Source organism: Pseudomonas sp. PDM05, from assembly GCF_014851685.1.
Lineage (GTDB): Bacteria > Pseudomonadota > Gammaproteobacteria > Pseudomonadales > Pseudomonadaceae > Aquipseudomonas.
In genome coordinates this window covers 394,859-408,465 of record NZ_JACVAC010000003.1, presented here as the reverse complement: position 1 = coordinate 408,465, position 13,607 = coordinate 394,859, and the positions used below count along the sequence as shown (strand labels likewise).

15 protein-coding genes are annotated in these 13,607 nt (G+C 56.9%); 13 read left to right on the top strand and 2 right to left on the bottom strand.

Annotated elements, in window-relative coordinates:
- Nucleotides 1–22 precede the first annotated feature (22 nt).
- Nucleotides 23–967, bottom strand: coding sequence for a FecR domain-containing protein (locus tag IB241_RS09400; RefSeq protein WP_192298129.1), 945 nt, complete (start codon nt 965–967; stop codon nt 23–25).
- Nucleotides 967–1,473, bottom strand: coding sequence for a sigma-70 family RNA polymerase sigma factor (locus IB241_RS09395; RefSeq protein ID WP_192298128.1), 507 nt, complete (start codon nt 1,471–1,473; stop codon nt 967–969). The genes IB241_RS09400 and IB241_RS09395 overlap by 1 nt, the downstream gene beginning before the upstream one ends.
- A gap of 562 nt (nt 1,474–2,035) precedes the next feature.
- Between IB241_RS09395 and mnmG the strand changes: the two genes are divergently transcribed.
- The 13 genes from mnmG (at nt 2,036) to IB241_RS09330 (ending at nt 13,519) form a co-directional block, all read left to right on the top strand.
- The gene (gene mnmG / locus IB241_RS09390) at nt 2,036–3,928 is read left to right on the top strand and encodes a tRNA uridine-5-carboxymethylaminomethyl(34) synthesis enzyme MnmG (protein WP_192298127.1); all 1,893 of its coding nucleotides are present in this window, start codon (nt 2,036–2,038) and stop codon (nt 3,926–3,928) included.
- Nucleotides 3,925–4,569, top strand: coding sequence for a 16S rRNA (guanine(527)-N(7))-methyltransferase RsmG (rsmG, locus tag IB241_RS09385; RefSeq protein WP_192298126.1), 645 nt, complete (start codon nt 3,925–3,927; stop codon nt 4,567–4,569). The genes mnmG and rsmG overlap by 4 nt, the downstream gene beginning before the upstream one ends.
- 18 nt (nt 4,570–4,587) lie before the next feature.
- A complete protein-coding gene (locus IB241_RS09380) occupies nt 4,588–5,385 on the top strand; it encodes a ParA family protein (RefSeq protein ID WP_017736233.1) in 798 nt (265 codons plus the stop codon).
- A 9-nt stretch (nt 5,386–5,394) separates the two neighbouring features.
- A complete protein-coding gene (locus IB241_RS09375) occupies nt 5,395–6,267 on the top strand; it encodes a ParB/RepB/Spo0J family partition protein (protein WP_016970690.1) in 873 nt (290 codons plus the stop codon).
- A gap of 148 nt (nt 6,268–6,415) precedes the next feature.
- Nucleotides 6,416–6,823 (top strand): F0F1 ATP synthase subunit I, encoded by a 408-nt coding sequence (locus IB241_RS09370; RefSeq protein ID WP_010565865.1) that lies wholly within the window; start codon nt 6,416–6,418, stop codon nt 6,821–6,823.
- 16 nt (nt 6,824–6,839) lie between these two features.
- Nucleotides 6,840–7,709 (top strand): F0F1 ATP synthase subunit A, encoded by an 870-nt coding sequence (gene atpB, locus IB241_RS09365; protein ID WP_192298125.1) that lies wholly within the window; start codon nt 6,840–6,842, stop codon nt 7,707–7,709.
- 134 nt (nt 7,710–7,843) lie between these two features.
- Nucleotides 7,844–8,101 (top strand): F0F1 ATP synthase subunit C, encoded by a 258-nt coding sequence (gene atpE, locus IB241_RS09360; protein WP_002555987.1) that lies wholly within the window; start codon nt 7,844–7,846, stop codon nt 8,099–8,101.
- Nucleotides 8,102–8,157: 56 nt separating this feature from the next.
- Nucleotides 8,158–8,628 (top strand): F0F1 ATP synthase subunit B, encoded by a 471-nt coding sequence (locus IB241_RS09355; protein WP_008439543.1) that lies wholly within the window; start codon nt 8,158–8,160, stop codon nt 8,626–8,628.
- 12 nt (nt 8,629–8,640) lie between these two features.
- Nucleotides 8,641–9,177: a F0F1 ATP synthase subunit delta gene (locus tag IB241_RS09350; RefSeq protein WP_017528669.1), complete on the top strand. Its 537-nt coding sequence runs from the start codon at nt 8,641–8,643 to the stop codon at nt 9,175–9,177.
- A gap of 21 nt (nt 9,178–9,198) precedes the next feature.
- Nucleotides 9,199–10,743, top strand: coding sequence for a F0F1 ATP synthase subunit alpha (gene atpA / locus IB241_RS09345; RefSeq protein ID WP_192298124.1), 1,545 nt, complete (start codon nt 9,199–9,201; stop codon nt 10,741–10,743).
- 50 nt (nt 10,744–10,793) lie between these two features.
- Nucleotides 10,794–11,654 carry a F0F1 ATP synthase subunit gamma gene (gene atpG, locus IB241_RS09340; protein ID WP_010565870.1) on the top strand — a complete coding sequence of 287 codons (861 nt, stop codon included), beginning with the start codon at nt 10,794–10,796 and terminating at the stop codon, nt 11,652–11,654.
- A 27-nt stretch (nt 11,655–11,681) separates the two neighbouring features.
- Nucleotides 11,682–13,058, top strand: a complete 1,377-nt coding sequence (gene atpD, locus IB241_RS09335; protein ID WP_003177062.1) for a F0F1 ATP synthase subunit beta — start codon at nt 11,682–11,684, stop codon at nt 13,056–13,058.
- A 44-nt stretch (nt 13,059–13,102) separates the two neighbouring features.
- Nucleotides 13,103–13,519 (top strand): F0F1 ATP synthase subunit epsilon, encoded by a 417-nt coding sequence (locus tag IB241_RS09330; RefSeq protein WP_003177061.1) that lies wholly within the window; start codon nt 13,103–13,105, stop codon nt 13,517–13,519.
- The last annotated feature ends 88 nt before the right edge of the window (nt 13,520–13,607 follow it).

The following is a 13,607-nucleotide window of genomic DNA, read 5'->3' as shown; positions in this document are numbered from 1 at the left end:
CCCCTTGTGGATTATTTTTCAGTCAGCCGATTCGCTGCACCGACACCCAATAACGGGTGAAGTACTTCACTTGGATCGGCAATGTCGCCTGCAGGTTAGCCAGCACTGCGTCGGTGGCATCCAGTCGGAAAGTCCCGGAAACGCGCAGGTGTTGCGACGCCAAATCGCATCTGATGACACCGGATCGATAGCGGGCGAGTTCGTCGATGACGTCACCGAGCCGTGCGTCCAAGACGATCAACTGGCCGTCGACCCAAGCGGTCTGTGTACGAAGATAGCGTTGGTTGGGTCCGACATTTTGTCGATCGAAGTCAGCGCTTTCGCCGGCGCCAAGCAATCGGCTGTGTTCAGGTTGATCCGCAGGCGAGATGTTCACCTTGTCCTCCAGCACACCGACTCGTGTGGAGCCCGCCAGTTGGCGCACGGTAAATCGCGTCCCCAATGCCTGCACTCGTCCTTGGCGGGTTTCAACATAGAACGGTGTCTGCCCACCCGACTTGCCGGTGTTGATAAGTACTTCACCTTCGCGCAGGCGAATCAAACGCTGGCGCCCATCGAATGCCACATCAATGGCGGTGCTGGTATTGAGATCGATCCGTGTGCCGTCAGCCAGTTCGATACGCCGCCGGCCGCCCAGGGTCGTACGGTAGTCGGCCCAGATATTCCGCAGGTCAGTGTGTTGCTGAACGTTCCAGCCGACATACCCCGTACCGCCAAGTACCAGCATCCACTTGAGTACCTGTCGTCGTTGTTCGAGGGTCGACAATGCGCGGTGGCTAACGTCCTGGGGCAGGGCACCGAGGCTGCGTTGTAACCGTTCCATCTGGTTCCACGCGGCCTGGTGGGAAGGATCGCCATTGAGCCATTGTTGCCAGGCATGTCGTTCGCTAGGGGACGGCGGCTGTGCCTGAAACTGCACATACCAACTGGCGGCTGCCTCGAAGGCCTCGCGGTCGGGGGCGGACATCAGAGGCTGGCCATGATCAGCGCGCACTCGGTCAGCGCACGGATCATGTGCTTTTTCACAGTGGTCAGGGAAACCTGCAGTTGATCGGCGATCTGTTGATAAGTCAGGCCCTGTATTTGTGACAGCATGAAAATCCGACGTGCTCGCTCCCCCAGGCCAGACAGGGCTTTATCCACAGCCACTAGGGTTTCGATGATGATTGCCTTGTCTTCTTCACTGATTGCGAAGGTTTCAGGGCGTTCGGCCAGGCTTTGTTTGTAGGCCTGTTCGATGGCGTGGCGGCGATAACGATCGATCACCAAGCCCCGTGCGATGGTCGCTAGATAGTCTCGCGGCTCCAGGATCTGTGCCGCATGTCGTCCACCCAGAATACGCACGAACGTATCGTGTGCCACGTCGGCCGCATCGCAGGCGTTATGCAATTTGCCTTTTAGCCATCCCTGCAACCACGAATGGTGCTGCTCGTAGATGTGTTGGACGGCGGCCATGTGTGAAGGAGGGGACATAGGGCGCGACAAGACAGGTTAATGATAATCGCTATTATTAACTGCACTGTGGTTTCTCACAATAGGTCTCTTTTTCCAGAACTCTCACCGAATCGAAAGATTTCGGTGGCTTCCCCATGCGCCAAATATGCCGCGATTCGTCTGTTTCTGTGGATTAAGCCCTGTGAATAACCGCCCCTGTGCCCAGTTGATAACAGGGCTTGAAAACTGAAGATAAACCCATCTGTGGATAACCACCTGTTTAATCCACAGGCTTAAAGCACTTATCCAACGGCCTCATTGGCACATGACCACAGACTTTTGAATCGCTGTACACAAAGTAAATAAAGGCCTGTAGAGATCTATCCACAGAAAGGTGGCTCAGTAGAAATAAACATAAAAACAAAGATTTAATAAATTTCTCTCTTTTAATTTCTATTGTCTGTGATTCATCCACAGCTGGTTAAATTTTGTGCAAAGGGTTCTTTAGGAAGGGCTAAGTCCCTATACTTGCCGCCAAAGCTCTAAATCTCTTTCAACAGACAATTCCTGATTACCTACATAAGCAGGCACGAGGTGCGTGGTGGATTTCCCTTCCCGTTTTGAAGTGATCGTCATCGGCGGCGGTCATGCCGGTACCGAGGCAGCACTGGCGTCAGCACGTATGGGCGTAAAAACCCTGTTGCTTACGCACAACGTGGAAACCCTCGGTGCCATGAGTTGCAACCCCGCCATTGGCGGGATCGGCAAAAGCCACTTGGTCAAAGAAATCGACGCCCTCGGCGGCGTGATGGCCATGGCTACCGACAAGGGTGGTATTCAATTTCGCGTGCTCAACAGCCGCAAAGGCCCGGCCGTGCGTGCTACCCGGGCACAAGCCGACCGCATCCTGTACAAGGCGGCCGTGCGCGAAACCCTGGAGAACCAGGCGAACCTGTGGATATTTCAACAGGCCGCGGACGACCTGATCGTCGAGCAGGACCAGGTGCGCGGTGTTGTCACCCAAATGGGCCTGCGTTTCTTCGCAGAATCCGTGGTGTTGACCACTGGTACGTTCCTGGGCGGACTTATCCACATCGGTATGCAGAACTATTCCGGTGGTCGCGCCGGTGATCCGCCGTCGATTGCCCTGGCAAAACGCCTGCGTGAATTGCCGCTGCGTGTCGGCCGCCTGAAAACCGGGACCCCGCCGCGTATCGACGGGCGTTCTGTGGATTTTTCGGTGATGACCGAACAAGCCGGTGATACGCCGATACCTGTGATGTCGTTCATGGGCTCCAAAGAGCAGCATCCGAAACAGGTGAGCTGCTGGATTACCCATACCAATGCCCGTACCCACGAAATCATTGCTGCGAACCTCGACCGTTCGCCGATGTATTCCGGGGTGATCGAAGGTATCGGCCCGCGTTATTGCCCGTCGATCGAAGACAAGATCCACCGCTTTGCCGACAAGGAAAGCCATCAGGTCTTCATCGAGCCCGAAGGTTTGACTACCCACGAGCTTTACCCGAACGGTATTTCCACTTCGCTGCCTTTCGACGTGCAGATCCAGATCGTGCAATCGATTCGCGGCATGGAAAACGCACACATCGTGCGTCCGGGCTACGCCATCGAGTACGACTACTTCGACCCGCGTGACCTCAAGTACAGCCTCGAAACCAAAGTCATCGGCGGCCTGTTCTTCGCCGGCCAGATCAACGGCACCACTGGTTACGAAGAAGCCGGCGCCCAGGGTTTGCTGGCCGGAACCAACGCTGCGCTGCGCGCGCAGGGCAAAGACAGCTGGTGCCCGCGTCGCGATGAGGCATACATCGGCGTGCTGGTTGACGACCTGATTACCCTCGGTACCCAGGAACCGTACCGGATGTTCACGTCCCGGGCGGAGTACCGTCTGATCCTGCGCGAAGACAACGCCGACCTGCGCCTGACCGAAAAAGGTCGCGAGCTGGGCCTGGTCGATGACGCACGTTGGGAAGCCTTCTGCAAAAAACGCGAAAGCATTGCGCTGGAAGAACAGCGTCTGAAAAGTACCTGGGTTCGCCCGGGTACCGAGCAGGGCGACGCAATTGCCGAAAAATTCGGCACGCCGCTGACCCACGAGTACAACCTGCTGAACCTGCTGTCCCGTCCGGAAATCGACTACGCTGGTCTGGTCGAAGTGACGGGCGGTGGCGCAGAAGATCCACAGGTCGCCGAGCAAGTCGAGATCAAGACCAAATACGCCGGTTACATTGACCGTCAGCAGGACGAAATCGCTCGTCTGCGCGCCAGTGAAGATACCAAGCTGCCTGTGGACATCGACTACACCGGGATTTCCGGGCTGTCGAAAGAAATCCAAAGCAAGCTGGGGATAACTCGCCCGGAAACCCTGGGCCAGGCTTCACGTATCCCCGGTGTGACCCCGGCAGCCATTTCGCTGTTGATGATTCATTTGAAAAAACGCGGCGCGGGCCGTCAGTTGGAGCAAAGCGCTTGAGTTCGTCTGTCACCTCGCAACATGCCGAAGAGTTATCCACAGGTGCGCGCCAGTTGGGTGTCGACCTGACCCCGGCCCAGCACGAATTGCTGTTGGGCTACCTGGCCCTGTTGATCAAATGGAACAAGGCTTACAACCTGACCGCTGTGCGCGATCCGGACGAAATGGTTTCGCGTCATTTGCTCGACAGCTTGAGTGTGATGCCGTTTATCGAAAACGGCCGCTGGCTCGACGTCGGCAGTGGCGGTGGCATGCCGGGCATTCCCCTGGCCATCCTGTTTCCCGAGTCGCAAGTGACTTGCCTGGACAGCAACGGCAAGAAAACCCGCTTCCTGACCCAGGTCAAACTCGAACTCAAGCTGGATAACCTGCAAGTTATCCACAGTCGCGTCGAAGCCTTCACGCCTGAACAGCCTTTCAACGGAATTGTTTCCCGGGCCTTCAGCAGCATGGACAACTTCAGCAACTGGACTCGCCACCTGGGCGACCGTGACACCCGCTGGCTGGCAATGAAGGGCGTCCATCCAAGCGACGAGCTGTTAGCATTGCCGGCAGACTTCCACCTCGATAGCGAACACGCCTTGGCCGTACCCGGTTGCCAAGGCCAACGCCATCTGCTGATACTGCGCCGCACGGCATGATTGGGAACACAAGCAAGAATGGCTAAGGTATTCGCGATAGCGAACCAGAAAGGTGGCGTGGGCAAAACCACCACCTGCATCAACCTCGCAGCATCCCTGGTCGCCACCAAGCGCCGGGTGCTGTTGATCGATCTCGATCCACAGGGCAACGCCACCATGGGTAGCGGTGTGGATAAACACGGCCTGGAAAACTCGGTCTATGACTTGCTGATCGGCGAGTGCGACCTGGCCCAGGCCATGCACTTTTCCGAACACGGCGGTTATCAACTGCTGCCGGCCAACCGCGACTTGACCGCGGCGGAAGTGGTGCTGCTGGAAATGCAGATGAAAGAAAGCCGTCTGCGCAGCGCCCTGGCGCCGATCCGCGAGAATTACGATTACATCTTGATCGACTGCCCACCGTCGCTGTCGATGCTCACGCTGAACGCACTGGTGGCCGCCGATGGGGTGATTATCCCCATGCAGTGCGAGTACTACGCGCTGGAAGGCTTGAGCGACCTTGTGGATAACATCAAGCGTATCGCTGAGTTGCTCAACCCGAACCTGCAGATCGAAGGCCTGCTGCGCACGATGTTCGATCCGCGCCTGAGCCTGATGAACGATGTGTCGGCGCAGCTCAAGGAACACTTTGGCGACCAGCTCTACGACACCGTTATCCCGCGCAACATCCGTCTGGCCGAAGCGCCAAGCTACGGCATGCCCGCGCTGGCGTACGACAAATCCTCGCGTGGCGCCATTGCCTACCTGGCCCTGGCCGGCGAGATGGTTCGTCGTCAACGCCGCAACTCACGCACCGCTGCAGCCCAGCCAACTTAAGGAATCCCCATGGCCGTCAAGAAACGAGGTCTCGGACGTGGACTGGATGCACTGTTGAGTGGTCCGACCGTCACATCGCTTGAAGAACAAGCGGTGCAGGCCGACGAGCGCGAGCTGCAGCACCTGCCCCTGGACCTGATCCAGCGCGGCAAATACCAGCCACGCCGGGACATGGACCCCCAGGCGCTGGAAGAACTGGCCAATTCGATCAAGGCCCAGGGCGTGATGCAGCCGATCGTGGTCCGCCCGATCGGTGGCGGACGTTTTGAAATCATCGCCGGTGAACGCCGCTGGCGTGCCAGCCAGCAGGCCGGCAAGGAGACCATCCCGGCGATGGTCCGCGATGTGCCGGATGAAACCGCTATCGCCATGGCCTTGATCGAGAACATCCAGCGTGAAGACCTCAACCCGATCGAAGAAGCGATCGCGTTGCAGCGTTTGCAGCAGGAATTCCAGCTGACTCAGCAACAAGTGGCCGAGGCCGTGGGCAAGTCCCGCGTGACCGTGTCCAACTTGCTGCGCCTGATCGCGCTGCCGGAAGTCATCAAGACCATGCTGTCCCATGGCGACCTGGAAATGGGGCATGCCCGCGCTTTGCTCGGTTTGCCCGAAAATCAACAGGTTGAAGGGGCGCGACACGTTGTCGCACGAGGGCTCACCGTTCGTCAGACCGAGGCCCTGGTTCGCCAGTGGTTGAGCGGCAAACCTGCACCGGTCGAAACGGCCAAACCTGATCCGGATATTGCCCGTCTTGAACAGCGCCTGGCCGAGCGGCTGGGCTCTGCGGTGCAAATTCGCCACGGCAAGAAGGGCAAAGGCCAATTGGTCATCGGCTATAACTCTCTCGATGAGCTTCAGGGCGTCCTTGCCCACATCCGCTGAAACATTTGCTTATGTAGCGTGTGATCGGAAATCACTACCCGACAGTTGAATAGGGGCAGAACCGCCCCTATACTCTGCGCGCATTTTGTCGGCACAAATTATGCCAAGTTATTGATTTCCGGCAGCCGACCATTGAGGAGCAAGAGTGATGGAAACCCGCACGCCAAACACGTTGCCGTTCCATCGCTTGGCCGTATTTCCGGTTTTATTGGCTCAATTTGTCATTTTGCTGATCGCCGCTTTGGCGCTTTGGTACTGGCATGGAGTCGTAGCCGGATATTCAGGACTCTGCGGAGGCCTGATAGCCTTGCTGCCCAATATGTATTTTGCTCACAGGGCCTTTCGGTTTTCCGGCGCCCGAGCAGCCCAGGCGATCGTCCGGTCATTTTATGCCGGCGAAGCAGGGAAACTGATTTTGACGGCAGTGCTGTTTGCACTGACCTTTGCAGGTGTGAAGCCATTGGCGCCGCTGGCTGTATTCGGCGTCTTCGTGTTGACCCAACTGGTCAGCTGGTTCGCTCCCCTGCTAATGAAAACAAGACTTTCGAAACCTTAGGGCGTTTGAGGCAACCATGGCAGAAACAACCGCTTCGGGCTATATCCAGCACCACTTGCAGAACCTGACCTTCGGTCAGCTTCCTAATGGCGGCTGGGGCTTTGCCCACTCCGCAGCAGAGGCCAAAGAAATGGGCTTCTGGGCTTTCCACCTGGACACTCTGGGTTGGTCGGTCGCATTGGGTCTGATCTTCGTCTTCATTTTCCGCATGGCGGCAAAGAAGGCGACTTCCGGTCAGCCAGGTGCTTTGCAGAACTTCGTTGAAGTATTGGTCGAATTCGTCGATGGCAGCGTGAAAGACAGCTTCCATGGCCGTAGCCCGGTGATTGCACCGCTGGCACTGACCATCTTCGTCTGGGTGTTCCTGATGAACGCCGTCGACCTGATCCCGGTCGACTGGATTCCTCAGCTGGCCATCCTGATCTCCGGCGATCACCACATTCCTTTCCGTGCGGTTTCCACCACGGACCCTAACGCTACCCTGGGCATGGCCCTGTCGGTATTCGCGTTGATCATTTTCTACAGCATCAAGATCAAGGGCATCGGCGGCTTCATCGGCGAACTGACCCTGCACCCGTTCGGCAGCAAGAACATCTTCGTTCAAGCCCTGCTGATCCCGGTGAACTTCCTGCTGGAATTCGTGACTCTGGTTGCCAAGCCGATTTCCCTGGCTCTGCGACTGTTCGGCAACATGTATGCCGGCGAGCTGGTGTTCATTCTGATCGCTGTGATGTTCGGCAGCGGCCTGCTCTGGCTTAGCGGCCTGGGCATTGTTCTGCAGTGGGCGTGGGCTGTGTTCCACATCCTGATCATCACCCTGCAGGCCTTCATCTTCATGATGCTGACCATCGTCTACCTGTCGATGGCGCACGAAGAGAACCATTAAGACCAGTCTCGACTAGTCTGATGTCCTTCCCGGTAAAACGGGAAGGTAGGCCCTACCGGGCTATGAAACGATTTGTTTTACCGCTTTAAAATCTAAAAAACCTAAACCATACGACGTAAAAGTCGGGAGGAAAGATGGAAACTGTAGTTGGTCTAACCGCTATCGCTGTTGCACTGTTGATCGGCCTGGGCGCCCTGGGTACTGCCATTGGTTTCGGCCTGCTGGGCGGCAAATTCCTGGAAGGCGCAGCGCGTCAGCCAGAAATGGTTCCAATGCTGCAAGTTAAAATGTTCATCGTCGCCGGCCTGCTCGACGCCGTGACCATGATCGGTGTTGGTATCGCTCTGTTCTTCACCTTCGCGAACCCTTTCGTTGGTCAACTCGCCGGTTAATCACTCGTCTTTTCGAGTGATTGGTGTGTTGTGCAACGAATGAGCGAGGTATTGGCGTGAACATTAATGCAACCATTATTGGTCAGTCCTTAGCGTTCTTGATTTTTGTCGTTTTCTGCATGAAGTTCGTATGGCCTCCGGTCATCGCAGCTCTGCACGAACGTCAGAAGAAGATCGCGGATGGGCTGGACGCTGCAGCACGAGCAGCTCGCGACCTGGAGTTGGCCCAAGATAAAGCGGGTCAACAACTGCGCGAAGCGAAAGCTCAAGCAGCCGAAATCATTGAGCAAGCCAAGAAACGCGGTAACCAGATCGTTGAAGAGGCTGTTGAAAAAGCCCGTATCGACGCTGACCGTGTGAAGGTTCAGGCTCAGGCCGAGATCGAGCAGGAACTGAACGGTGTCAAAGACGCGCTGCGTGCCCAACTGGGTGCTCTGGCCGTTGGCGGTGCTGAGAAGATCCTGGGTGCCACAATCGATCAAAACGCGCACGCGGAGCTGGTTAACAAACTGGCTGCTGAAATTTAAGCGAGGGCGATCATGGCAGAATTGACCACGTTGGCCCGACCTTACGCTAAGGCAGCCTTCGAGCACGCCCAGGCCCACCAGCAGCTGGCCTCTTGGTCAGCCATGCTCGGCCTGGCTGCAGCAGTGTCGCAAGACGACACCATGCAGCGCGTGCTCAAGGCCCCGCGACTGACGAGCGCAGACAAGGCCGCCACTTTTATTGAAGTGTGCGGCGACAAGTTTGATGTGAAGGCACAGAACTTCATCAACGTCATTGCCGAAAACGACCGTCTCCTGCTTCTGCCGGAGATTGCCGCTCTGTTCGACCTGTACAAGGCCGAGCAAGAGAAATCGGTAGACGTTGAAGTGACCAGTGCTTTTGCATTGAACCAAGAACAGCAAGACAAACTCGCCAAGGTTCTCAGTGCACGACTCGACCGGGAAGTGCGCCTGCAAGTTGCGGAAGACCCATCCCTCATTGGGGGTGTTGTCATTCGCGCCGGCGACCTGGTTATCGATGGCTCGATTCGCGGCAAACTCGCGAATCTTGCCGAAGCATTGAAATCTTGAGTTTGAAGGGGCAGCAGAGCAATGCAGCAACTCAATCCTTCCGAAATAAGTGAAATTATCAAGGGCCGCATCGACAAGCTCGATGTGACCTCCCAAGCCCGTAACGAAGGCACTGTCGTCAGCGTATCTGACGGTATCGTGCGGATTCACGGTCTGGCCGACGTAATGTACGGCGAGATGATCGAGTTTCCGGGCGGCGTCTACGGTATGGCCCTCAACCTGGAGCAAGACTCCGTAGGTGCCGTTGTATTGGGCGCGTACACCAGTCTGGCTGAAGGCATGAGCGCCAAGTGCACTGGCCGCATCCTGGAAGTTCCGGTTGGTAAGGAACTGCTGGGTCGCGTAGTCGACGCACTGGGTAACCCTGTTGACGGTAAAGGTCCACTGGGCAACACCGAGACCGACGCGGTCGAGAAAGTTGCTCCAGGCGTGATCTGGCGTAAGTCGGTAGACCAGCCTGTACAGACTGGCTACAAGGCTGTCGATGCCATGATCCCAGTCGGCCGTGGCCAGCGTGAGCTGATCATCGGTGACCGTCAGATCGGTAAGACCGCCCTGGCGATCGACGCGATCATCAACCAGAAGAACAGCGGCATTTTCTGCGTCTACGTAGCCATCGGTCAGAAGCAATCGACCATCGCCAACGTGGTTCGCAAGCTGGAAGAAAACGGCGCCCTGGCCAACACGATCATCGTGGCTGCCAGTGCTTCGGAATCTCCTGCGCTGCAATTCCTGGCACCGTACTCCGGTTGCACCATGGGTGAATACTTCCGCGACCGCGGTGAAGACGCGCTGATCGTTTATGACGATCTGTCCAAGCAAGCAGTGGCTTACCGCCAGATTTCCCTGCTGCTGCGCCGTCCACCAGGCCGTGAAGCCTACCCAGGCGACGTGTTCTATCTCCACTCCCGTCTGCTGGAGCGCGCATCCCGCGTTTCGGAAGAGTACGTAGAGAAGTTCACCAACGGCGCAGTGACCGGCAAAACCGGTTCCCTGACCGCACTGCCGATCATCGAAACCCAGGCTGGCGACGTTTCCGCGTTCGTTCCGACCAACGTGATTTCCATCACCGACGGTCAGATCTTCCTGGAATCGGCCATGTTCAACTCGGGCATCCGCCCTGCAGTGAACGCCGGTGTTTCGGTATCCCGTGTGGGTGGTGCCGCTCAGACCAAGATCATCAAGAAGCTCTCCGGTGGTATCCGTACCGCTCTGGCTCAGTACCGTGAACTGGCCGCATTCGCCCAGTTCGCTTCTGACCTGGACGAAGCGACCCGTAAGCAACTTGAGCATGGTCAGCGCGTTACCGAGCTGATGAAGCAGAAGCAATACGCCCCAATGTCGATCGCTGACATGGCGTTGTCGCTGTATGCCGCTGAGCGTGGGTTCCTGACCGACGTTGAAATCGCCAAGGTCGGCAGCTTTGAACAAGCGCTGATTGCTTACTTCAACCGCGATCACGCCGAACTGATGGCGAAGATCAACGTGAAGGGTGACTTCAATGACGATATCGACGCTGGCATGAAAGCCGGTATCGAGAAGTTCAAGGCCACCCAAACCTGGTAAGCCGCAGCGGGAGCCGCAAGGCTCCCGCTTGCTAACCTGATAGGTGTTACATGGCAGGCGCAAAAGAGATTCGCAGTAAGATTGCGAGCATCAAAAGCACGCAAAAAATTACCAGCGCCATGGAAAAAGTGGCGGTCAGCAAAATGCGCAAGGCACAAATGCGCATGGCTGCTAGCCGTCCTTATGCGGAGCGTATCCGCCAGGTAATTGGGCATCTGGCCAACGCCAACCCGGAATACCGCCACCCGTTCATGATCGACCGCGAAGTTAAGCGCGTCGGTTATGTGGTTGTGAGCAGTGACCGTGGTTTGTGCGGTGGTTTGAATACCAACCTGTTCAAGGCCCTGGTCAAGGACATGGCGGTAAACCGCGAAAACGGCGTCGAGATCGATCTGTGTGTTGTTGGTAGCAAGGGTGCGGCCTTTTTCCGTAACTTCGGCGGCAACGTCGTAGCAGCTATCAGCCACCTGGGTGAAGAGCCGTCGATCAATGATTTGATCGGCAGTGTGAAGGTGATGCTGGATGCGTACCTGGAAGGCCGGATTGACCGCCTCTCCGTGGTATCCAACAAGTTCATCAACACCATGACCCAGCAGCCAACCGTGGAGCAATTGATTCCACTGGTGGCGACTCCGGATCAGGAACTCAAGCACCACTGGGACTACCTCTACGAACCAGACGCCAAAGAGCTGCTTGACGGCTTGATGGTGCGCTACGTGGAGTCGCAGGTGTACCAGGCGGTGGTCGAGAACAACGCAGCTGAACAAGCGGCGCGGATGATCGCGATGAAAAACGCTACCGACAACGCCGGTGATCTGATCAGCGATTTGCAGCTGATCTACAACAAGGCGCGTCAGGCTGCGATCACCCAAGAGATCTCGGAAATCGTCGGCGGCGCTGCCGCGGTTTAACGGTTCAAATATTCAGAGGATCCAGCTATGAGTAGCGGACGTATCGTTCAAATCATCGGCGCCGTTATCGACGTGGAATTTCCACGCGACAGCGTACCGAGCATCTACAACGCGCTGAAAGTACAAGGCGCGGAAACTACTCTGGAAGTTCAGCAACAGCTGGGCGACGGCGTAGTTCGTACCATTGCGATGGGTTCCACCGAAGGCTTGAAGCGCGGTCTGGACGTTATCGACTCTGGCGCAGCCATCTCCGTACCGGTCGGTAAAGCGACCCTGGGCCGGATCATGGACGTACTGGGCAACCCAATCGACGAAGCCGGCCCGATCGACACCGAAGAGCGCTGGGGCATTCACCGTCCAGCACCTTCGTTCGCCGAACAAGCTGGCGGCAACGACCTGCTGGAAACCGGCATCAAGGTTATCGACCTGGTTTGCCCGTTCGCCAAGGGCGGTAAAGTCGGTCTGTTCGGTGGTGCCGGTGTAGGCAAGACCGTAAACATGATGGAACTGATCCGTAACATCGCCATCGAGCACAGCGGTTATTCCGTGTTCGCCGGTGTGGGTGAGCGTACTCGTGAGGGTAACGACTTCTACCACGAGATGAAGGACTCCAACGTTCTGGACAAAGTGGCACTGGTTTACGGTCAGATGAACGAGCCGCCGGGAAACCGTCTGCGCGTAGCACTGACTGGCCTGACCATGGCCGAGAAGTTCCGTGACGAAGGTAACGACGTTCTGCTGTTCGTCGACAACATCTACCGTTACACCCTGGCCGGTACTGAAGTATCCGCACTGCTGGGCCGTATGCCTTCGGCAGTAGGTTACCAGCCGACCCTGGCTGAAGAGATGGGCGTTCTGCAAGAACGTATCACTTCGACCAAGGAAGGTTCGATCACTTCGATCCAAGCGGTATACGTACCTGCGGATGACTTGACCGACCCGTCGCCAGCGACCACCTTCGCCCACTTGGACGCCACCGTCGTTCTGTCCCGTGACATCGCTTCCCTGGGTATCTACCCAGCGGTCGATCCACTCGACTCGACTTCGCGCCAGCTGGACCCGAACGTGATCGGCCAGGAGCACTACGACACCGCTCGCGGCGTTCAGTACGTGCTGCAGCGTTACAAAGAACTGAAGGACATCATTGCGATCCTGGGTATGGACGAGCTGTCGGAAGCCGACAAGCAGTTGGTAAACCGTGCTCGTAAGATCCAGCGCTTCTTGTCGCAGCCGTTCTTCGTGGCTGAAGTCTTCACCGGTGCTTCGGGTAAATACGTTTCCCTGAAAGACACCATTGCTGGCTTCAAAGGCATCCTCAACGGTGACTACGACCACCTGCCAGAACAAGCGTTCTACATGGTCGGCGGCATCGAAGAAGCGATCGAGAAAGCCAAGAAACTGTAATCCAAGCGCCCGGAAACGGGCGCTCATCAGGTTGAGGCAATCAGATGGCTATGACAGTCCATTGCGATATCGTCAGCGCGGAAGGGGAAATCTTCTCCGGTCTGGTAGAGATGGTGATTGCACACGGCGAACTCGGTGACCTTGGTATTGCCATGGGTCACGCGCCGTTGATCACCAGCTTGAAGCCAGGTCCGATCACTCTGACCAAGCAAGGCGGGGAAAAGGAGGTGTTCTACATCTCCGGTGGTTTCCTCGAGGTTCAGCCGAACATGGTCAAGGTACTTGCCGACACCGTGCAACGTGCTGGCGACCTGGATGAAGCCTCCGCTCAGGAAGCCGTCAAGGCTGCTGAGAAGGCCCTGAATGAAAAGGGTGCGGACTTCGACTACAGCGCTGCTGCTGTACGTCTGGCCGAGGCTGCAGCCCAGCTGCGCACGCTCCAGCAGATCCGCAAGAAGTAAGCGGCCCAGCCGTCATGCTTCATGTGTGATTTGATTAAAAAGGGTAGCCTCGGCTACCCTTTTTCTTTTTTTGCAAAACACTTCTTTG